Source organism: Pseudomonas sp. LG1E9 (genome assembly GCF_003290225.1).
Taxonomy (GTDB): domain Bacteria; phylum Pseudomonadota; class Gammaproteobacteria; order Pseudomonadales; family Pseudomonadaceae; genus Aquipseudomonas; species Aquipseudomonas cyclaminis.
On record NZ_CP029983.1, the window covers coordinates 459,617 to 478,936 of the forward strand.

Below are 19,320 nucleotides of genomic sequence, written 5' to 3' on the forward strand. Positions count from 1 at the left end.
ACTACCACAGCGTCACAAATAAACAAGACAGCCTCAGGCGTTCGCCCTGCGCTGCTCGGCCTCGGCACAGATCATCCGGCGCCGCGCATCGTCGGCGGAGCGCCATTCGCGGATGTCTTCGACGTGGCGAAAGCAGCCGAGGCAGACTTTTTGCTCGTCCAGGCGACACAAACTGATACAAGGTGACGGCACCGCAGGGCTCACATTGCTGAACAGCGGCTTGGGCGGGCGGACAGGTACAGGCTGGGTCACAGTCAAATCTCGTCGAAATCCAGCTCTTCGCCGGTATATTCCTGGACCAGGCGCGTGAGCATCTCGCCCAGCAGCTCTTCACTCTTGTCGCATTGCCATTTGCCGCTTTCTTCGTCGTAGTCGAAGTGAACGCCACCGGAACGCGCCGCCAACCACAACTGACGCAGCGGCTCCTGGCGACTGAAGATCAACTGTTGGCCGCTGTCGAACTTGACGGTCAGCACGCCGGCCGAGTTTTCCAGGTCCACGTCCAGGCCGCTGTCGTCGAAAATATCTTCCAGCGCCTGCTGCGTGGCATCCACCAGGTCGTGAAAACGGGCTTCGGTCAAACTCATTGTGGCAACCTCAAAAGTGTCTGGTTTTGCTCAAGCGCCGCACGATACGGGCGAGCTTCGCCGATTGCAAAGGATACCGATTTCGCTACCGATGACGGTACGAAATATCCTCTGCCAGCGTAGCCTGCTTCCCCTTCATGTCGGCAAACCCCCGCCGGACGGGTATTTCAGCGCATAGGCAAGCTGGCGGGTGGTCGGTATACTCGGGCGCAATTAATGCATATTCAAGGATTTCGCCATGAAGCGCCTGATCTCTTCCCTTGCTGCGCTCGTCGCGGTCGCTTGCCTCGTTAGTGCCTGTGGTCAAAAAGGCCCGCTGTACCTGCCCGATGACAGCAAAGACCCGAATGAACAGGCGCAATCGTCGCAAAAGCCATCCAAAGCGCATAAGCACGACACCTACGAATAAGGGAACTCCATGGACGCTTTTAACTACCGGAACGGCGAGCTGTTCGCGGAAGGCGTGGCGCTGTCCGCGATTGCCCAGCGCTTTGGCACCCCGACGTACGTGTACTCCCGCGCTCACATCGAAGCGCAATACCGCTCCTTCACCGACGCACTGGACGGCGTACCGCACCTGGTGTGCTACGCAGTCAAGGCCAACTCCAACCTGGGTGTACTGAATGTCCTGGCGCGTCTGGGCGCTGGTTTTGACATCGTGTCCCGTGGCGAGCTGGAGCGAGTACTGGCGGCTGGCGGTCAGGCTGACAAGATTGTGTTCTCCGGCGTCGGCAAGAGCCGCGAAGACATGCGCCGCGCCCTCGAAGTCGGTGTGCATTGCTTCAATATCGAATCCACCGACGAGCTGGAGCGCCTGCAAGTCGTAGCCGCCGAGATGGGCGTTCGTGCGCCGATCTCCCTGCGCGTCAACCCGGACGTCGATGCTGGCACCCACCCGTACATTTCCACCGGTCTCAAAGAGAACAAGTTCGGCATCGCCATTGCCGACGCCGAAGATGTGTACATCCGCGCCGCCCAACTGCCGAACCTGGAAGTGCTGGGTGTCGACTGCCATATCGGCTCGCAACTGACTACATTGCCACCGTTCCTGGATGCCCTCGACCGCCTGCTGGCGCTGATCGACCGCCTGGGCGAGTGCGGCATCTACCTGCACCACATCGACCTCGGTGGTGGCGTGGGTGTGCGTTATCGCGATGAAGAGCCGCCGCTGATTGCCGACTATATCCAGGCCGTGCGCGAGCGCATTGAAGGCCGCGACCTGACACTGATGTTCGAGCCCGGCCGCTATATCGTCGCCAACGCCGGCGTGCTGCTGACCCAGGTCGAGTACCTCAAGCACACCGAACACAAGGATTTCGCCATCGTCGACGCGGCGATGAACGACCTGATCCGCCCGGCGCTGTATCAGGCCTGGATGAATGTCACCGCAGTGACGCCTCGCGACAGCAAAGCCCGTGCCTATGACATCGTCGGCCCGATCTGCGAAACCGGTGACTTCCTGGCCAAGGATCGTCAGTTGGCCCTGGAAGAAGGCGATCTGCTGGCCGTGCATTCGGCCGGTGCCTACGGGTTTGTCATGAGTTCCAACTACAACACCCGCGGCCGTGCCGCCGAGGTGCTGGTGGACGGTGATCAAGCGTTTGAAGTGCGTCGCCGCGAGACGGTAGCCGAGTTGTATGCTGGCGAAAGCCTGCTGCCGGAGTAAGCCATGCTGCTGCGTTTTACCAAGATGCACGGGCTGGGCAATGATTTCATGGTCCTGGACCTGGTCAGCCAGCACGCGCACATCCTGCCCAAGCACGCTAAACAGTGGGGCGATCGGCATACCGGGATTGGTTTCGACCAATTGCTGCTTGTCGAAGCGCCGAGCAACCCGGAGGTGGATTTCCGCTATCGGATCTTCAACTCCGACGGATCCGAAGTGGAGCAGTGTGGCAACGGTGCGCGCTGCTTCGCGCGCTTCGTGCTGGACAAGCGCCTGACTGCCAAGCGCCAGATCCGCGTCGAGACCAAGAGCGGCGTGATCGAACTGGATATCCGCAGCGACGGCCAGATCAGCGTCAACATGGGCGCGCCACGCCTGGTGCCGGCGGATATTCCGTTCCAGGCCACCGAGCAGGCCGTCAGCTACGCGCTGGATGTGGACGGCCAGTCGGTGGACATCGCCGCCGTGTCCATGGGCAACCCCCATGCCGTACTGCGGGTCAACGACATCAACAATGCCCCCGTGCATGAACTGGGGCCGAAGATCGAACACCACCCGCGCTTTCTGGCGCGGGTCAACGTGGGTTTCCTGCAGGTGATCGACCGTTCCCGCGCGCAATTGCGTGTATGGGAACGCGGCGCCGGCGAAACCCAGGCATGCGGCACCGGTGCTTGCGCCGCTGCCGTCGCCGCGATCAGCCAGGGGTGGATGGATTCGCCGCTGCTGATCGACCTGCCCGGTGGACGCCTGTCCATCGAATGGGCAGGCCCTGGCCACCCGGTGCTGATGACCGGGCCGGCCTCGCGTGTATACGAAGGACAGGTCCGTCTATGAGTGAGCCCAGCTAATGACCGATAAGCCTCAAGTACCCGCACCCGCAACCCCGAGCGAAAGTCTGGAGGCCGCCGCTGTCGCGGCGTACCTTGAGGCGAACCCGGATTTCTTCGTCGAGCACGAAGAACTGCTGCCGGCGTTGCGCATCCCCCACCAGCGTGGCGACACCGTGTCGCTGGTGGAACGACAGATGAAGATCCTGCGCGAGCGCAACATCGAGATGCGTCACAAGCTCTCGCACCTGATGGACGTCGCCCGCGACAACGACCGCCTGTTCGACAAGACCCGTCGCCTGATTCTTGCCCTGATGGACGCCACCAGCCTGGAAGAAACCGTGATCGCGGTAGAAGACAGCCTGCGCCAGGACTTCCAGGTGCCATTTGTCAGCCTGATCCTGTTCAGCGACAACCCGATGCCCGTGGGCCGTTGGGTCAGCGGCAGCGACGCGCAGACCGCGATTGGCGGCCTGTTGTCCGAGGGCAAGAGCATCAGCGGCACCCTGCGCGAGCACGAGCTGGACTTCCTGTTTGGCGCCGAACAGCGCAAGGAGATCGGTTCCACTGCAGTGGTCGCCCTCAGCCATCAAGGTTTGCATGGCGTGCTGGCCATCGCGAGCCGTGATCCCGCGCACTACAAAAGCTCGGTGGGCACGCTGTTCCTGACCTATATCGCCGAAGTGCTGGGCCGCGTTCTACCGCGCTTCACCACCGCCCTGCGCGCGGTGCGCTAGCCATGGAACGGCAACTGGACGCTTACTGCGCTCACCTGCGCAACGAGCGTCAGGTGTCGCCCCACACGCTGGAAGCCTACCGACGGGACTTGAACAAGGTCCTGGCCTACTGCGAAAAACAGCAGGTCACCAGTTGGAAGGCCCTGGATATCCAGAACCTGCGCAGCCTGATCGCACGCCTGCACCACGCCGGCCAGTCCTCGCGCAGCCTGGCGCGCCTGCTGTCGGCTGTACGCGGGCTCTATCACTACCTCAACCGCGAAGGCCTGTGCGATCACGACCCGGCCAACGGCCTGTCTGCGCCCAAGGGCGAACGGCGCCTGCCCAAGACCCTGGACACCGACCGCGCCCTGCAATTGCTCGACGGCGCCGTGGAAGACGACTTCCTCGCCCACCGCGACCAGGCGATCCTGGAGCTTTTCTATTCCTCGGGCCTGCGCCTGTCGGAACTGACCGGCCTGAACCTGGACCAGTTGGACCTGGCGGACGGACTGGTGCAAGTCCTCGGCAAGGGCAGCAAAACCCGCGTGCTGCCAGTGGGCAGAAAGGCCCGCGAAGCCCTGCAACTGTGGCTGCCGCTGCGGGCGCTGGCCAACCCGGCGGACGACGCCGTGTTTATCAGCCAGCAAGGCCGGCGCCTGGGGCCACGGGCGATTCAGGTGCGGGTCAAGGCCGCCGGCGAGCGCGAACTGGGGCAGAACCTGCACCCGCATATGCTGCGGCACTCCTTTGCCAGCCATATGCTGGAGTCATCCCAGGACCTGCGCGCCGTGCAGGAGCTGCTCGGCCACTCCGATATCAAGACCACGCAGATCTACACCCATCTGGACTTCCAACACCTGGCAACGGTGTACGACAGCGCCCATCCACGGGCCAAACGCATCAAGGGCGGCGACTCATGAGTATCAAGCTGATCACCTTCGACCTGGACGACACGCTCTGGGACAACGTACCCGTCATCATCAGCGCCGAAGCGTCGATGCGCGAATGGCTGGCCGTGCATGCCTCCAAGGTCGGTGATCTGCCGCTGGAGCATTTCGCCAGCCTGCGCCAACAGGTATTGCAACGTCATCCGGAGCTCAAGCACCGCATCAGCGTGTTGCGCCACCGGGTGCTGATGCACGCCTTCGAGGAGGCCGGATATCCACAGCCGCAAGCCACGGAGATGGCGGGTGTGTGCTTCGAAGCGTTCATTCACGCCCGCCACCAGATCAGCGTGTTTCCGGAAGCCGAGCCGATGCTCAAGGCCCTGCGCCAGCACTTCCTGCTCGGCGTGATCACCAACGGCAATGCCGATGTGCAGCGCGTTGGCCTGGCGGATTATTTCCATTTCGCCCTGCGTGCTGAAGATATCGGGATTGCCAAACCGGATGCGCGATTGTTTCAAGAGGCGTTGCAGCGTGGCGGCGTGGACGCCAGTGCGGCGGTGCATGTTGGCGACCATCCGGGCGATGACATCGCCGGGGCGCAGCAGGCTGGGTTGCGGGCGGTGTGGTTCAACCCGACAGGCAAGGTGTGGGAAGGCGATAAGCACCCGGATGCGCAGATTCGCAGCCTGACCGAATTGCCAGCACTGCTACGCAGCTGGCAATAACACTGGAGATCCAAATGTGGGAGGGGGCAAAACCCCTCCCACATTTGGATGATCACACAGCTCACAGGCATGAAAAAGCCCGCAGCGACGGCGGGCTTTTTCTTACAAGCAGGTGACTGACCTCAGATAGGTCGGCTGCCGTACTTGTTATCCGGCTTCTTGGGTGGGTCTGCCACCACGTTAGCCTCGACTTCCTGCACTCTGCCGCCTTTAGCGAGGAATTCTTCCATCGCACGGGCCAGGGCATCGCGCTCTTTGTTCTTGGCCTCAACGCTCGGCAATTCATCTACCGAAACAGCTGCCTTGGCTTTGCCTTTGGCCGCCGGGGCAGGTGCATCATCGCCACCGTCGTCGTCCGCAACGTCTTCCGCTGCAGCTTCAAGACCTTCTTCGGTGTCGTCTTCGTCACCTACTTCGAGTTCGTCGTTTTCCAGATCATCGTCGCTCATGTTCTACCTCATGACTTGCGAAAAGCAGATTAGTTATAGCCCAGCTTCGCCCTCTGTCGAGGTCGCCGGAGAAAAATCAACATCCACTGGATAACCAGTGGCTTATGCCCCATCACCGTGCAAGGTGGCGAGGACTTTACGAGCACCGCCATGATCACGGTGCTCGCCCAGATAAACACCTTGCCAGGTCCCCATCGCCAAGCGGCCGGCATTGACCGGCAAACTCAGCTGGCAGCCCAGGAGACTGGCCTTGAAGTGCGCCGGCAGGTCATCCGGACCTTCGTCGTTGTGTTCGAACCCGGCACGGCCTTGCGGCACCAGCGCGTTGAAAAAACGTTCGAAGTCACGGCGAACCGCCGGGTCGGCATTCTCGTTGACGGTCAACGAGGCCGAGGTGTGCTGCAACCACAGGTGCAACAGGCCCACACGACACGCCTTCAATTCAGGCAAGCCGGCGAGCAACTCATCGGTCACCAGGTGAAAGCCCCGGGGCTTGGCCCGCAGGGTAATCAGGGTCTGTTGCCACATACAGTTCTCCGCCCATCGGCGCGCATTCTAGCGCGCTCAGGGAAAAAACAAAGTGTCGAATACGCCTACATGCCTGTAAGACATTCGCACGGTGAAAAGTGCCGTGCGCGCCCGATCACAAAGTCAGCGCAAAAAACCGCACAGCCTCTTACGACTGACAAACGCCAGGCAAAAAAATGCCCGGCAAGCCGGGCATCTTTTTTAACACGTACTTACAAGTTGTAGCCGCGTTCGTTGTGTTGCGCCAGGTCGAGGCCGACAGCCTCTTCCTCTTCGGTAACACGCAGGCCCATGACCATGTCGAGTACCTTGAGGATGACGTAGGTGACGATGGCCGTATAGATCACAGTGAAGCCGACACCTTTGCACTGGATCCAGACTTGAGCCGCGATGTCAGTCACGGTGCCGAAGCCGCCCAATGCAGGGGCTGCGAACACACCGGTGAGGATCGCACCGACGATACCGCCGATACCGTGCACGCCGAATGCGTCCAGAGAGTCATCGTAGCCGAGCTTGCGCTTGAGGCTGGTCGCGCAGAAGAAGCAGACCACGCCCGCCACCAGGCCGATCACCAGGGCGCCCATTGGGCCAACGGTGCCAGCGGCCGGTGTAACGGCCACCAGGCCAGCCACCACGCCCGAGGCAATGCCCAGTGCGCTTGGCTTACCGTGAGTGATCCACTCGGCGAACATCCAGCCCAGCGCCGCAGCAGCGGTAGCGATCTGAGTCACCAGCATCGCCATGCCGGCGGTGCCGTTGGCGGCAGCAGCAGAACCGGCGTTGAAGCCGAACCAGCCGATCCACAGCATTGCCGCGCCCACCAGGGTGTAACCCAGGTTGTGCGGTGCCATTGGGGTGGTCGGGAAGCCTTTACGCTTGCCGAGCACGATGCACGCCACCAGACCAGCCACACCAGCGTTGATGTGCACCACGGTGCCGCCGGCGAAGTCCAGCACGCCCCAGTCCCACATCAGGCCGCCGTTGCCGCTCCAGACCATGTGCGCGATGGGCGCATAGACCAGGGTGAACCAGATGCCCATGAAGATCAGCATCGCGGAGAACTTCATGCGCTCAGCAAAGGCACCCACGATCAGCGCCGGGGTGATGATGGCGAAGGTCATCTGGAAGGTGATGAACACCGCTTCCGGGAACAACGCCGCAGGCCCGGTGATGCTGGCCGGGGTCACGCCCGCCAGGAACGCCTTGCCCATGCCGCCGAAGAAGGAATTGAAATTGACCACACCCTGTTCCATACCGGTGGTATCGAACGCAATGCTGTAGCCGTAGACGACCCACAGGATGCTGATCAGGCCAGTGATGGCGAAGCACTGCATCATCACCGACAGAATATTTTTGGAGCGGACCATGCCGCCGTAGAACAGCGCCAGGCCGGGGATGGTCATGAACAGCACCAGTGCGGTGGCGGTCAGCATCCAGGCGGTGTCGCCGGAGTTGAGGACTGGAGCAGCCACTTCGTCTGCCGCCATGGCCAGGCTTGGCATTACGATGGACAACAGGGCTCCGAGCCCTGCGAATTTACGCAGAGTCATATTGTTTTCTCCTGGGGCGTTGGGGTTTGGCGGCTTAGATTGCGTCGGTATCGGTTTCGCCGGTACGGATGCGAATAGCCTGTTCCAGATTGACCACGAAGATCTTGCCGTCACCAATCTTGCCGGTGTTGGCGGCCTTGGTTATCGCCTCGATAACCCGGTCAAGATCCTTGTCGTCAATGGCGACATCAATCTTCACCTTCGGCAGGAAATCGACTACGTATTCCGCGCCGCGATACAGCTCGGTGTGACCCTTCTGCCGACCGAAGCCCTTGACCTCAGTAACGGTAATGCCCTGCACGCCGATCTCGGACAACGACTCGCGTACATCGTCCAACTTGAACGGCTTGATGATGGCAGTGACTAGCTTCATGAAAACTCTCTCCCGAATTGGTGGACTTGCCCCAGGAAAACAAACCCGTCTCAAGTCTAAGCGCAGTGCCTGGCTTTGTAACGCATCGTCGCAAGGGCAGTTGCCATTGGGACGCCAGCGAACCACTGGTGACGAAACCTGTACCCCTGATCCGTCGGCGCACTGCATTCGTCACAGCGACTGCATCAGTGCATGGGTCATGATCGTCTAAGCAGAAACCTTGCCAGCTCCGTAAAAATCACTGAAATCAGTCCTTTGCCCGCTTAACCCCACACACGGGGCTACTTGGCGGCTGCAATGCGCACGAAAACAGTGCGACGCCGCCCGGCCCGATGCGCGAAAAGCGTGCGCCGCAGGCCGTGAAAAAGACTATAGACGCTGCGTGATACACTGCCCGCCAACAGTTTTCCGGAATATTTCCCATGCTCGCGCCCAAAGACCTCCTCGACGCCCTGAGCGGCCACGCCTCTCGCCTGTTCAGCGGCGAAACCCCGCTGCCCCGCAATGAAATCGAAAGTCAGTTCAAGGCTTTGCTGCAAAGTGGTTTCAGCAAGCTTGATCTGGTCAGCCGGGAAGAATTTGACAGCCAGATGGTGGTGCTCGCCCGCACCCGTGCGCGACTGGAGAGTCTGGAGGCCAAAGTCGCAGAGCTGGAAGCGCGGTTGACACCTGCGGCTGAATAAATGCGATCAGTGTGGGATGGGGCCAGTCCTCTCCCACCTTTGCTCTGGATACGTTCTGTAAAACCTCCCCGCCTCGCCCTTCTCCACCTCGTCTACCCTTGAAAAACCGCAGGAAGCGGCCTCCCATTTCAAGGAACGAGCATGTCCCTCGCCATCGTCCACAGCCGCGCCCAGGTCGGCGTAGAAGCCCCCGCCGTCACCGTCGAGGTGCACATGGCCAATGGTTTGCCGTCCTTGACCCTGGTGGGTTTACCCGAAACCGCCGTCAAGGAAAGCAAGGACCGCGTTCGCAGCGCCATTCTCAACTGCGCCCTGCAATACCCCTCGCGCCGTATCACCCTCAACCTCGCGCCCGCCGACCTGCCCAAGGACGGCGGGCGTTTTGATTTGGCGATTGCATTGGGGATCCTCGCCGCCAGTGTGCAAGTGCCGGCGTTGATGCTCGATGACGTTGAATGCCTGGGTGAGTTGGCGTTGTCTGGTGAAGTGCGCGCAGTCAAAGGTGTGTTGCCAGCGGCTTTAGCGGCGCGCAAGGCCGGGCGCACGGTGATAGTGCCGCGGGCGAACGCGGAGGAAGCGTGCCTGGCGTCGGGTTTGAAAGTGATTGCAGTGGATCACCTCCTGCAGGTGGTGGCGCACCTCAATGGGCATGTGCCGATTGAGCCCTACAAGTCCGATGGCTTGCAGTACCTGAACAAGCCGTACCCGGATTTGAGCGAAGTGCAGGGTCAGCTGGCCGCCAAGCGGGCATTGCTGATTGCCGCAGCGGGCGCACATAACCTGCTGTTCAGTGGGCCACCGGGTACCGGCAAGACCTTGCTCGCCAGCCGCCTGCCCGGTTTGCTGCCACCGCTGAGCGAACAGGAGGCCCTCGAAGTGGCGGCCATTCAGTCGGTGGTCAGTCTCGCCCCACTGAGCCACTGGCCGCACCGGCCGTTCCGCCAGCCGCACCACTCGGCGTCAGGGCCGGCATTGGTGGGCGGTGGGTCGAAACCGCAGCCAGGGGAAATCACCCTGGCGCACCATGGCGTGCTCTTCCTGGACGAATTGCCGGAGTTTGATCGCAAGGTGCTGGAAGTTCTGCGCGAGCCATTGGAGTCGGGCCATATCGTGATTTCCCGCGCCCGCGACCGGGTGAGTTTCCCGGCGCGCTTCCAGCTGGTAGCGGCGATGAACCCCTGCCCTTGCGGTTACATGGGTGAGCCCACTGGGCGTTGTCGCTGCACGCCGGAACAGATCCAGCGGTATCGCAACAAGCTGTCTGGCCCCTTGCTGGATCGGATCGACCTGCACCTTACCGTGGCGCGTGAAACCACTGCGCTCAATCCCACCCAGCAGGCTGGAGAGACCACGGCAACGGCCTCAGCCCTGGTGGCCGATGCGCGGGAGCGTCAGCAACAGCGCCAGGGCTGCGCCAACGCCTTTCTTGATCTGCCGAGGCTGCGTGAGCACTGTCAGTTGGCGAAAGCCGATGAAAGCTGGCTGGAGAGCGCCTGCGAGCGGCTCACTTTGTCGCTGCGGGCGGCTCATCGGTTGCTCAAAGTAGCGCGCACCCTGGCGGATCTGGATCAAGTGGACAATATCAGCCGGGACCATCTGAAGGAGGCGCTGCAATACCGCCCGGCTGCGATCAATTGAGCCTGGCGCCTCCCACATTTTTGTACCGCAATGGCTTCAGCGAAAGCGATCCACTTCATGCCGCAAGCCAGCCGCCAACGTCTCCAGTTCCTTGGCTGTAATCGCCAGGTTCGACACCACTTCCCGCTGCTCGCTGTTGGCCAGCGCGATGCTCTGCAAGTTGCTGCTGAGCAACGTCGCGGTGCTGCTTTGCTCTTGGGTTGCCGTGGTAATCGCCGCGAACTGCTGACCGGCCGAACGGCTTTGTTCGTCGATACGCGCCAGGGCCGAGGCCACGTCGGCGTTGCGCGACAGGCCTTCCTGCATCAGCGTGTTGCCGTGTTCCATGGTGCTGATGGCATTACCGGTCTCCCGCTGGATGCTCTGGATCATCCCGGAGATTTCATCGGTGGCTTCGCGGGTACGCGAGGCCAGGTTACGTACTTCGTCAGCCACCACGGCAAACCCACGACCTTGCTCACCGGCGCGAGCCGCCTCGATGGCGGCGTTGAGCGCCAGCAGGTTGGTCTGCTCGGCGATGGAGGTGATCACACCGACGATGCCGCCGATTTCCTGGGAGCGCTGGCCGAGGGTATTGATCACCGTGGCCGTGCTGTTCAGCGCGGTCGCGATATGCTCCAGCGACGACGACGCCTCTTGCATCGAGGTGCGGCCGATACGGGTTTGCTGGGCATTCTCTTGGGCCAGACGCTCGGTGTTGCCCATGTTGTCGGCGATATTCAGCGACGTTGCACTGAACTCTTCCACCGCGCCAGCCATGCTGGTGATTTCGCCGGACTGCTGCTCCATGCCGTCATAAGCCCCGCCGGACAACCCGGACAGCGCCTGGGCACGGCTGTTGACCTCTTCGGCCGCCTTGCGGATGTGAGAAACCATGGTCGACAGCGCTTCACCCATCTGATTGAAGCTGCGGGCCAGTTGGCCGATTTCATCATGGCTGGACACGTTGAGACGCGCACTCAAGTCGCCCGCGCCCAAGGCTTCGGCCTGGCGCACCAGGTCGCTCAACGGTTGCAGTTTGCTGCGCAGCAGCCACACCGTAGCGCCTACCGCCAGCAGCATCGCCAGCACGCTGCCGATCACCAGGCGAATGCCTACTGCCCAGGTCACCGCGCGGATTTCAGCCTTCGGCATGCTCGCGACCACGGCCCATGGGCCGCCATCGAAGGGCACCGAAACGCTGTAGAAGTCTTCGTTCTTGTCGCTCCAGAAGCGGCCTTTGCCTGGGGTCTTGGCCAAGTCCAACATCACAGGAACCGCTTGATCCAACGCCTGCACACCGGCTGGCGGCACCAGCCAGCGCTTCTGCTCGTCGAGCAACGCCAGGGAACCGGTATGGCCGATGCGGAAGCGCTTGAGGTTCTCGAACTGCGCGGCCTGGGCGTCGGTGTAGTCAAAACCGATGAACAGCACGGCGATCACTTTGCCGCTGGTGTCGCGCACGGGGCTGTACTGAGTCATGTAGGAGCGGTCGAACAACACCGCGCGGCCGATATACGCCTGCCCACCGAGCACACGCTGGTAAGCAGGGCCCTGGCGGTCAAGCACAGTGCCAATGGCGCGGCTGCCGTCCTGCTTGGTCAGGGAGGTGCTGACGCGGACAAAGTCGTCGCCGCTGCGCACGAACACGGTGGCCACGCCGCCGGACATCTGCTTGAACTCATCCACTTCAGTGAAGTTGTTGTTGAGCACTTCGCTGCCCAGCAACAAGCTCGGCGTCTGGACCCCGGCCACCGCGACCATCTGGTCTGCCTGCACCCGCAACCCGGCGCTGAAGCGCTTCTCAAACAGTCCGGTCAGACGCTGGGTGCTCTCGCGCAACGTGCTGTGGAACGTATTGAGTTGGTCGGCGAGCAATCGCGCTTCGCTGGCCAGGTGCTCTTCGCGGGTATCGAGGTTGGCGGAATCAAGGGAACGCAAGGCGAACACGGTACTGCCGCCGATGGCGACAGCCAGAATCACGGCTAATGCGAGGCCTAACTGCGAGGCGATCCGGGCGCGGGGTTGAGACATGACAGCTCCTGGCCGAGGCCAGGATCATCCTGATCTCATAGCGCTGCTCGGCAAATTATCTGGTGGGAAACGTTGGAGCACGATGGTTCCAACACACCTACTTCGGCTGCGCCTGGCAATACTTGAGCGAATCGCAGGGGTATCACGCAAACGGTTGCGTGATAAGGCGCGAACCCTTCAATTGAGGCGTTCGACGGCAGGTAAAACCATGGAATGCACCTCGCTCTGGAGGAAATCCGCCAGGCGCCGCAAGCGTTCACCACCCGGACGGGTTTTCGGCCACACCAGATAGTAACTTTCCCCACTCGCAACCGCCGTCGGCCACGGCAGACTCAAGCGTCCCTGCGCGACATCTTCGGCCACCATCAGCAGATCGCCCATGGACACGCCATAACCACGAGCGGCAGCAATCATGCCCAGTTCAAGCGTATCGAACACCTGCCCGCCCTTGAGCGATACCTGGTTCGACAGCCCCATGCGCTCCAGCCATTTGCGCCAGTCCCTGCGGTCGGGCGTGGGGTGCAGCAACTCGGTAGCGGCCAGGCGATTTACGTCCCAAGGGCCATCGTTCAACAGGTTCGGCGCGCCCACGGGTATTAACAACTCAGGGAACAAGTAGCTGGCTTCCCAGTCCGCCGGAAAGTGCCCATAGCTCAACAGCACCGCACAGTCGAAAGGCTCTTGATTGAAATCCACTTCATCCACATTCATCCAGGCGCTGGTCAGTTGCACTTCATTGCCCGGTTGTAACGCCCGAAAGCGGCTGAGCCGCGCCAACAACCAGCGCATGGTCAGGGTGGACGGCGCCTTCATGCGCAGGATGTCATCCTCGGCGTTCAGGGTATGGCAGGCCCGTTCCAGCGCCGCGAACCCCTCGCGCACACCGGGCAACAGCAGGCGCGCTGATTCGGTGAGCTGAAGGTTACGGCCACTTCGCTGGAACAGGCGGCAGGCGAAATGCTCTTCCAGCGTGCGGATATGTCGGCTCACCGCACTCTGGGTAATCGACAGTTCTTCGGCGGCACGGGTAAAGGAGTTATGCCGGGAGGCTGCTTCAAATGCCCGTAACGCATAAAGAGGAGGAAGACGACGCGACATAAGGAAAGCTCCGACAGCAGAACGCCTAAACCCTACCAGAATCAATCTGGCATGAGTTTTAATCATGCGAATGATCGCTTTTATCCCTTTGTGCAATGGGCTGAGAGGGCCGAGAATCAAACCCTCCCGAACCTCCGACTTTCTGAGTGTGATGATCATGCAGCATCCGGCACGTACCGAACTCTGGGCCATCCTGCGGCTGTCAGGGCCGTTGATTGCTTCCCAGTTGGCGCACATGCTGATGGTGCTGACCGACACCCTGATGATGGCGCGCCTGAGCCCCGAAGCCTTGGCCGGTGGAGGCCTGGGTGCGGCTAGCTATTCGTTCGTGTCGATCTTCTGCATTGGGGTAATCGCCGCCGTGGGCACCTTGGTGGCGATCCGTCACGGCGCCGGCGACATCGAAGGTGCTACCCGCCTGACCCAGGCCGGGCTGTGGCTCGCCTGGCTGATGGCGCTGGCCGCGGCGCTGCTGCTGTGGAACCTCAAGCCGGTGCTGCTGATGTTCGGCCAGACCGACACCAACGTGCAGTCGGCGGGGCAATTTCTGACCATGCTGCCATTTGCCCTGCCCGGCTACCTGAGTTTCATGGCCTTACGCGGCTTCACCAGCGCCATCGGCAAGGCCACCCCGGTGATGGTGATCAGCCTCGGCGGCACGGTGCTGAACTACCTGCTCAATCACGCGTTGATCGAAGGCATGTTCGGCCTGCCGAAACTCGGCTTGATGGGTATTGGCCTGGTCACCGCCATCGTCGCCAATGGCATGGCCCTGACATTGATGTGGTACATCCGCAGCAACCGCGCTTACGCCGCCTACCCGCTAAGCGCCGGCCTGCTGCGCCTCAATACCCAATACCTGCGTGAATTGTGGCGCCTGGGCCTGCCGATTGGCGGCACCTACGCGGTCGAAGTCGGGCTGTTTGCCTTTGCCGCGCTGTGCATGGGCACCATGGGCAGTACGCAACTGGCGGCGCATCAGATCGCCCTGCAGATCGTCTCGGTGGCATTCATGGTCCCTGCGGGTATGTCCTACGCGGTGACCATGCGCATCGGCCAGCACTATGGAGCCGGGCAATTGTTGCAGGCGCGCATGGCCGGTCGCGTCGGCATCAGCTTTGGGGCGACGATAATGTTGGGATTTGCCGTGGTCTTGTGGCTGTTTTCCGACCCGCTGATCGGCCTGTTCCTCGACCATGACGACCCGGCGTTCCACGAGGTGATCGTGCTCGCCGTCAGCCTGCTGGCCGTCGCGGCCTGGTTCGAATTGTTCGACGGCGTGCAGACCATCGCCATGGGCTGCATCCGGGGGCTCAAGGACGCCAAGACCACCTTCCTGGTGGGGCTGGGCTGCTACTGGTTGATCGGCGCGCCTTCAGCGTGGTTGATGGCGTTCACGCTGGGCTGGGGGCCAACCGGTGTATGGTGGGGTTTGGCACTCGGCCTGGCCTGTGCGGCGGTAAGCCTGACCTGGGCGTTCGAGGCGAAGATGAAGCGGATGATTCGCCAGGAGCCTGAGGTTCAAGCCTCGTTTCAGGCTGCACAAACAGAGTAAAACCCTACCCTTCCACCGTTGATTGGGTTTGCAGGTCAGCAGCCCAACAGCGCCTGCTGGCCCTTGCCGAATGTGAGGTAATCCACCAACTCCGGCAGGGGCAGCGGTTTGCTGATCAGGTAACCCTGGGCCTGGTCGCAACCGAACAGCCTCAGCAACGCGAGCTGCTCCGGGGTTTCCACGCCCTCGGCCACCACTTCCAGGTTGAGGTTGTGGGCCAGGTTGATCATCGCGTGCACCAGCTTGCGGTTCTCTTCGCGCTCTTCCATGCCGCCGACAAAACTCTTGTCGATCTTCAACAAGGCAATCGGCAGGCTGTTGAGGTGCACGAACGAGGAGAAACCGGTGCCAAAGTCGTCCAGAGAAAACCGCACACCGAGCCGGCCGAGGGCGTCCATGGTCTGCTTGACCAGATCGCTACGGCGCATTACGGCGGTTTCGGTCAGTTCGAACTCCAGCCATTGCGCCTCTACGCCGCGCTCAGCGATCAATCGGCTGAGGGTCGAGAGCAACTGGCTGTCCTGGAACTGGCGGAACGACAGGTTGACCGCCATGTGCAACGGCGGCAGGCCGCGCTCACGCAGGTCTTGCATGTCGCGCAGGGCGCGGGAGATTACCCAGTAGCCCAACGGTACGATCAGGCCGCTCTGTTCGGCCAAAGGCACGAACTCGCTGGGCGGCAACAGGCCGCGCTCGCCGTGGCGCCAGCGCACCAGGGCTTCGAGGCCAACGATGTGGCCGTCATCCAGGTCCAGGCGCGGCTGGTAATGCAGCTCCAGTTCATCGCGGCGCAAGGCGCGGCGCAGTTCACTTTCCAGATCGGCGAGACTGCGCGCGTTGCGGTTGATGCGTTCGTTGAAGATATGGAAGGTACAGCCTTGGGTGCTCTTGGCTTGCTGCATGGCGATATGGGCGTGCCACATCAATGGGTCGGCGCCAGCGCGGGCGCGGGCATGGGCCACGCCCAGGCTGCAACCGATCAGCAGGCTTTCGCCATCCACCCAGTACGGCTCGGCCATGGCTTCGGTGATGCGCTCGGCCATCCACTCTGCGCGTTGCGGTGCGCGGCGGGTGTCAATCAGCAAGGCGAACTCGTCGCTGCCCAGGCGTGCCAGTTGGTCGCCGATTTCAAGTTGGCTCTTGAGCCGCGAAACCACCTGCAGGATCAAGCGGTCGCCAGCCTGGTGGCCGAGGGCATCGTTGGCGTGGCGGAAGTTGTCGAGGTCCAGATGACCGAGGGCCAGACCGCGGCCTTCGTTCTCGGCCAGCCGCGCCGCAAGGAGGGTCTGGAAGCCCTGGCGGTTGGCGATACCGGTGAGCGGGTCTTGCTCGGCCAGGCGTTGCAGGGTGTTTTCCAGCACGCCGCGCTCACGCACATGACGCAGGCAGCGGCGCAGTATGTCGGCGTCCAGTGCGTCACGGATCAGCCAGTCACTGACGCCAAGCGGCGAAACCAGCGGCTCCTGCTCCAACAGCAATACGCACGGCAAGCTGCACTGGCCAGGGCCGGGTTGCAGGCTGGACGTGGTCAACAGCACGGCGCTGGCGTCATCGTCGAACAGACGACTCACCGAGTCCCAGTTTGGCGCGCTGATCAGCACAGCCCCATCGCCCATCGGCGCCAGGCACTCGCGCAACAACGCTGCCCACTCAGGCGTATCGGCCAGTAGCAGCAAACGCAAGGGTTCGACAGGCGTAGACAAGCTAGCTCCCTAGACTCTGCAAAATTTCGTTGGCGGCGGGCATTATGACGTGCGGCCTGATAATCACCAATGATAGGGGTTATCAAATGCGCAGGTGTAAGCATTTGTCGCTGTTTTAAGCGTAAAAAGCCTCGACATCCTGCGGCAAAGTAGCAAAACCGGCAAATTTAGATCGAGTGGTACGTCACACCGTCGATCCAGGGCAGCAGAATCTTGCCAGCCTGTTAAAATGCCCGCCCTTTTGAACAACGACTCCCGAAATTCTGTATGTCCCGACTCAATCCCCGGCAGCAAGAAGCCGTGAACTACGTCGGCGGCCCTCTATTGGTGCTCGCCGGTGCCGGTTCCGGCAAGACCAGCGTGATCACCCGCAAGATCGCGCACCTGATCCAGAGCTGTGGCATCCGCGCCCAGTACATCGTCGCCATGACCTTTACCAACAAGGCCGCGCGCGAGATGAAGGAGCGGGTCGGCACCCTGCTCAAGGGTGGCGAAGGCCGTGGCCTCACGGTGTGTACCTTCCACAACCTGGGGCTGAACATCATCCGCAAGGAGCATGCGCGGCTGGGCTACAAGCCGGGCTTCTCGATCTTTGACGAGACCGACGTCAAGGCCTTGATGACCGACATCATGCAGAAGGAATACGCGGGCGACGACGGCGTCGACGAGATCAAGAACATGATCGGCGCCTGGAAAAACGACCTCATCCTGCCGCCCGAAGCCCTGGAAAACGCGCGCAACCCCAAGGAACAGACCGCCGCCATCGTCTACACCCACTATCAGCGCACGCTCAAGGCGTTCAACGCGGTGGATTTCGACGACTTGATCCTGCAGCCGGTCAAGCTGTTCCAGGAACACGCCGATATCCTCGAAAAGTGGCAGAACAAGGTGCGCTACCTGCTGGTGGACGAATACCAGGACACCAACGCCAGCCAGTACTTGCTGGTGAAGTTGCTGATTGGCAAGCGCAACCAGTTCACCGTGGTGGGTGACGATGACCAGTCGATCTATGCCTGGCGCGGCGCCCGTCCGGAAAACCTGATGCTGCTCAAGGTCGATTACCCGTCCTTGAAAGTGGTCATGCTGGAGCAGAACTACCGCTCCACCAGCCGTATCCTGCGCTGCGCCAACGTGCTGATCTCGAACAACCCCCACGAGTTTGAAAAACAGCTGTGGAGTGAGATGGGCCACGGCGACGAAATCCGCGTGATCCGCTGTCGCAATGAAGATGCCGAAGCCGAGCGCGTGGCCGTCGAGTTGCTCACCTTGCACCTGCGTACCGATCGGCCCTACAGCGACTTTGCGATTCTGTATCGCGGCAACTACCAGGCCAAGCTGATCGAGTTGAAGTTGCAGCACCACCAGATTCCGTATCGCCTGTCGGGGGGCAACAGCTTTTTCGGACGCCAGGAAGTAAAAGACCTGATGGCCTACTTCCGCCTGATCGTGAACCCGGACGACGACAACGCCTTCCTGCGCGTGATCAACGTGCCGCGCCGGGAAATCGGCTCGACGACTCTGGAAAAGCTCGGCAACTACGCCACCGAACGCAAGATTTCGATGTACGCCGCCACCGACGAGATCGGCCTGGGCGAGCACCTGGACACGCGTTTCACCGATCGCCTGGCGCGCTTCAAGCGCTTCATGGACAAGGTGCGCGAGCAATGCGCCGGTGAAGACCCGATCAGCGCCCTGCGCAGCATGGTCATGGACATCGACTATGAAAACTGGCTGCGCACCAACAGTTCCAGCGACAAGGCCGCGGATTACCGCATGGGCAACGTCTGGTTCCTGATCGAAGCGCTGAAGAACACCCTGGAAAAAGACGAAGACGGCGAGATGACCGTCGAAGACGCCATCGGCAAGCTGGTGCTGCGCGACATGCTCGAACGTCAGCAGGAAGAGGAAGACGGCGCCGAAGGTGTACAGATGATGACCTTGCATGCCTCCAAGGGCCTGGAATTTCCCTACGTGTTCATCATGGGTATGGAAGAGGAAATCCTCCCGCACCGCTCCAGCATCGAAGCCGACACCATCGAGGAAGAACGGCGCCTGGCCTACGTCGGCATTACCCGCGCGCGTCAGACCCTGGCCTTCACCTTTGCTGCCAAGCGCAAGCAATACGGCGAGATCATCGATTGCGCCCCCAGCCGGTTCCTGGATGAACTGCCGCCGGATGACCTGGCCTGGGAAGGCAATGACGACACCCCGACCGAGGTGAAGGCCGTGCGCGGCAACACCGCCCTGGCGGACATACGCGCGATGTTAAAGCGCTAGAATCGACTACTTTTCAATCTACTTTCGGCGCAGATCGCGCCA

At 61.6% G+C, this 19,320-nt stretch carries 19 protein-coding genes; 10 read left to right on the plus strand and 9 right to left on the minus strand.

What is annotated here, in order from left to right:
- Nucleotides 1-33 precede the first annotated feature (33 nt).
- Both DNK50_RS02375 and cyaY read right to left on the minus strand, forming a co-directional pair.
- On the minus strand, nt 34-252 hold the full coding sequence (locus DNK50_RS02375) for a DUF1289 domain-containing protein (RefSeq protein ID WP_112196884.1): 219 nt from the start codon (nt 250-252) through the stop codon (nt 34-36).
- Nucleotides 253-254: 2 nt separating this feature from the next.
- Complete coding sequence (gene cyaY, locus DNK50_RS02380) at nt 255-587, minus strand: iron donor protein CyaY (RefSeq protein ID WP_112192742.1); 333 nt, start codon at nt 585-587, stop codon at nt 255-257.
- 238 nt (nt 588-825) lie between these two features.
- Here cyaY and DNK50_RS02385 point away from each other — a divergent pair, with 238 nt between their 5' ends.
- From DNK50_RS02385 to DNK50_RS02410, 6 genes are read left to right on the plus strand one after another with little or no spacing between them, the layout of a single operon-like run.
- Nucleotides 826-996 carry a lipoprotein gene (locus DNK50_RS02385; RefSeq protein ID WP_010207449.1) on the plus strand — a complete coding sequence of 57 codons (171 nt, stop codon included), beginning with the start codon at nt 826-828 and terminating at the stop codon, nt 994-996.
- A 9-nt stretch (nt 997-1,005) separates the two neighbouring features.
- Entirely contained in the window at nt 1,006-2,253 is a 1,248-nt protein-coding gene (gene lysA, locus DNK50_RS02390) for a diaminopimelate decarboxylase (RefSeq protein ID WP_112192743.1), read from the plus strand.
- 3 nt (nt 2,254-2,256) lie between these two features.
- A complete protein-coding gene (gene dapF, locus DNK50_RS02395; protein ID WP_112192744.1) occupies nt 2,257-3,087 on the plus strand; it encodes a diaminopimelate epimerase in 831 nt (276 codons plus the stop codon).
- A gap of 13 nt (nt 3,088-3,100) precedes the next feature.
- Nucleotides 3,101-3,817, plus strand: a complete 717-nt coding sequence (locus DNK50_RS02400) for a DUF484 family protein (RefSeq protein ID WP_099585985.1) — start codon at nt 3,101-3,103, stop codon at nt 3,815-3,817.
- 2 nt (nt 3,818-3,819) lie between these two features.
- A complete protein-coding gene (gene xerC / locus DNK50_RS02405) occupies nt 3,820-4,719 on the plus strand; it encodes a tyrosine recombinase XerC (RefSeq protein ID WP_099585986.1) in 900 nt (299 codons plus the stop codon).
- Complete coding sequence (locus DNK50_RS02410) at nt 4,716-5,411, plus strand: HAD family hydrolase (protein ID WP_112192745.1); 696 nt, start codon at nt 4,716-4,718, stop codon at nt 5,409-5,411. Before xerC ends, DNK50_RS02410 begins: the two co-directional genes overlap by 4 nt.
- A gap of 122 nt (nt 5,412-5,533) precedes the next feature.
- Here the strand turns inward: DNK50_RS02410 and sutA are convergent, their stop codons facing one another.
- From sutA to glnK, 4 genes are all read right to left on the minus strand, one after another.
- Entirely contained in the window at nt 5,534-5,860 is a 327-nt protein-coding gene (gene sutA / locus DNK50_RS02415; RefSeq protein ID WP_032884367.1) for a transcriptional regulator SutA, read from the minus strand.
- A gap of 102 nt (nt 5,861-5,962) precedes the next feature.
- Nucleotides 5,963-6,388: a secondary thiamine-phosphate synthase enzyme YjbQ gene (locus DNK50_RS02420; protein WP_112192746.1), complete on the minus strand. Its 426-nt coding sequence runs from the start codon at nt 6,386-6,388 to the stop codon at nt 5,963-5,965.
- A gap of 212 nt (nt 6,389-6,600) precedes the next feature.
- The gene (locus DNK50_RS02425) at nt 6,601-7,938 is read right to left on the minus strand and encodes an ammonium transporter (RefSeq protein ID WP_112192747.1); all 1,338 of its coding nucleotides are present in this window, start codon (nt 7,936-7,938) and stop codon (nt 6,601-6,603) included.
- 34 nt (nt 7,939-7,972) lie between these two features.
- Nucleotides 7,973-8,311: a P-II family nitrogen regulator gene (gene glnK, locus DNK50_RS02430; protein ID WP_002555808.1), complete on the minus strand. Its 339-nt coding sequence runs from the start codon at nt 8,309-8,311 to the stop codon at nt 7,973-7,975.
- A gap of 422 nt (nt 8,312-8,733) precedes the next feature.
- Here glnK and DNK50_RS02435 point away from each other — a divergent pair, with 422 nt between their 5' ends.
- Together DNK50_RS02435 and DNK50_RS02440 are read left to right on the plus strand one after the other, a co-directional pair.
- Nucleotides 8,734-8,994: an accessory factor UbiK family protein gene (locus tag DNK50_RS02435; protein ID WP_099585989.1), complete on the plus strand. Its 261-nt coding sequence runs from the start codon at nt 8,734-8,736 to the stop codon at nt 8,992-8,994.
- Nucleotides 8,995-9,135: 141 nt separating this feature from the next.
- Nucleotides 9,136-10,632 (plus strand): YifB family Mg chelatase-like AAA ATPase, encoded by a 1,497-nt coding sequence (locus tag DNK50_RS02440; protein WP_112192748.1) that lies wholly within the window; start codon nt 9,136-9,138, stop codon nt 10,630-10,632.
- A 36-nt stretch (nt 10,633-10,668) separates the two neighbouring features.
- On the opposite strand, the gene DNK50_RS02445 is transcribed toward DNK50_RS02440, so the two are convergent.
- Together DNK50_RS02445 and DNK50_RS02450 are read right to left on the minus strand one after the other, a co-directional pair.
- Nucleotides 10,669-12,645, minus strand: a complete 1,977-nt coding sequence (locus DNK50_RS02445; protein WP_112192749.1) for a methyl-accepting chemotaxis protein — start codon at nt 12,643-12,645, stop codon at nt 10,669-10,671.
- 177 nt (nt 12,646-12,822) lie between these two features.
- Nucleotides 12,823-13,743, minus strand: a complete 921-nt coding sequence (locus DNK50_RS02450; protein ID WP_099585997.1) for a LysR substrate-binding domain-containing protein — start codon at nt 13,741-13,743, stop codon at nt 12,823-12,825.
- A gap of 151 nt (nt 13,744-13,894) precedes the next feature.
- Between DNK50_RS02450 and DNK50_RS02455 the strand changes: the two genes are divergently transcribed.
- Nucleotides 13,895-15,298 (plus strand): NorM family multidrug efflux MATE transporter, encoded by a 1,404-nt coding sequence (locus DNK50_RS02455; protein ID WP_112192750.1) that lies wholly within the window; start codon nt 13,895-13,897, stop codon nt 15,296-15,298.
- A 35-nt stretch (nt 15,299-15,333) separates the two neighbouring features.
- Here the strand turns inward: DNK50_RS02455 and DNK50_RS02460 are convergent, their stop codons facing one another.
- Nucleotides 15,334-17,001, minus strand: coding sequence for a bifunctional diguanylate cyclase/phosphodiesterase (locus DNK50_RS02460; RefSeq protein WP_099585999.1), 1,668 nt, complete (start codon nt 16,999-17,001; stop codon nt 15,334-15,336).
- Between the two features lie 267 nt (nt 17,002-17,268).
- Here DNK50_RS02460 and rep point away from each other — a divergent pair, with 267 nt between their 5' ends.
- Complete coding sequence (gene rep, locus DNK50_RS02465) at nt 17,269-19,278, plus strand: DNA helicase Rep (protein ID WP_099586000.1); 2,010 nt, start codon at nt 17,269-17,271, stop codon at nt 19,276-19,278.
- The last annotated feature ends 42 nt before the right edge of the window (nt 19,279-19,320 follow it).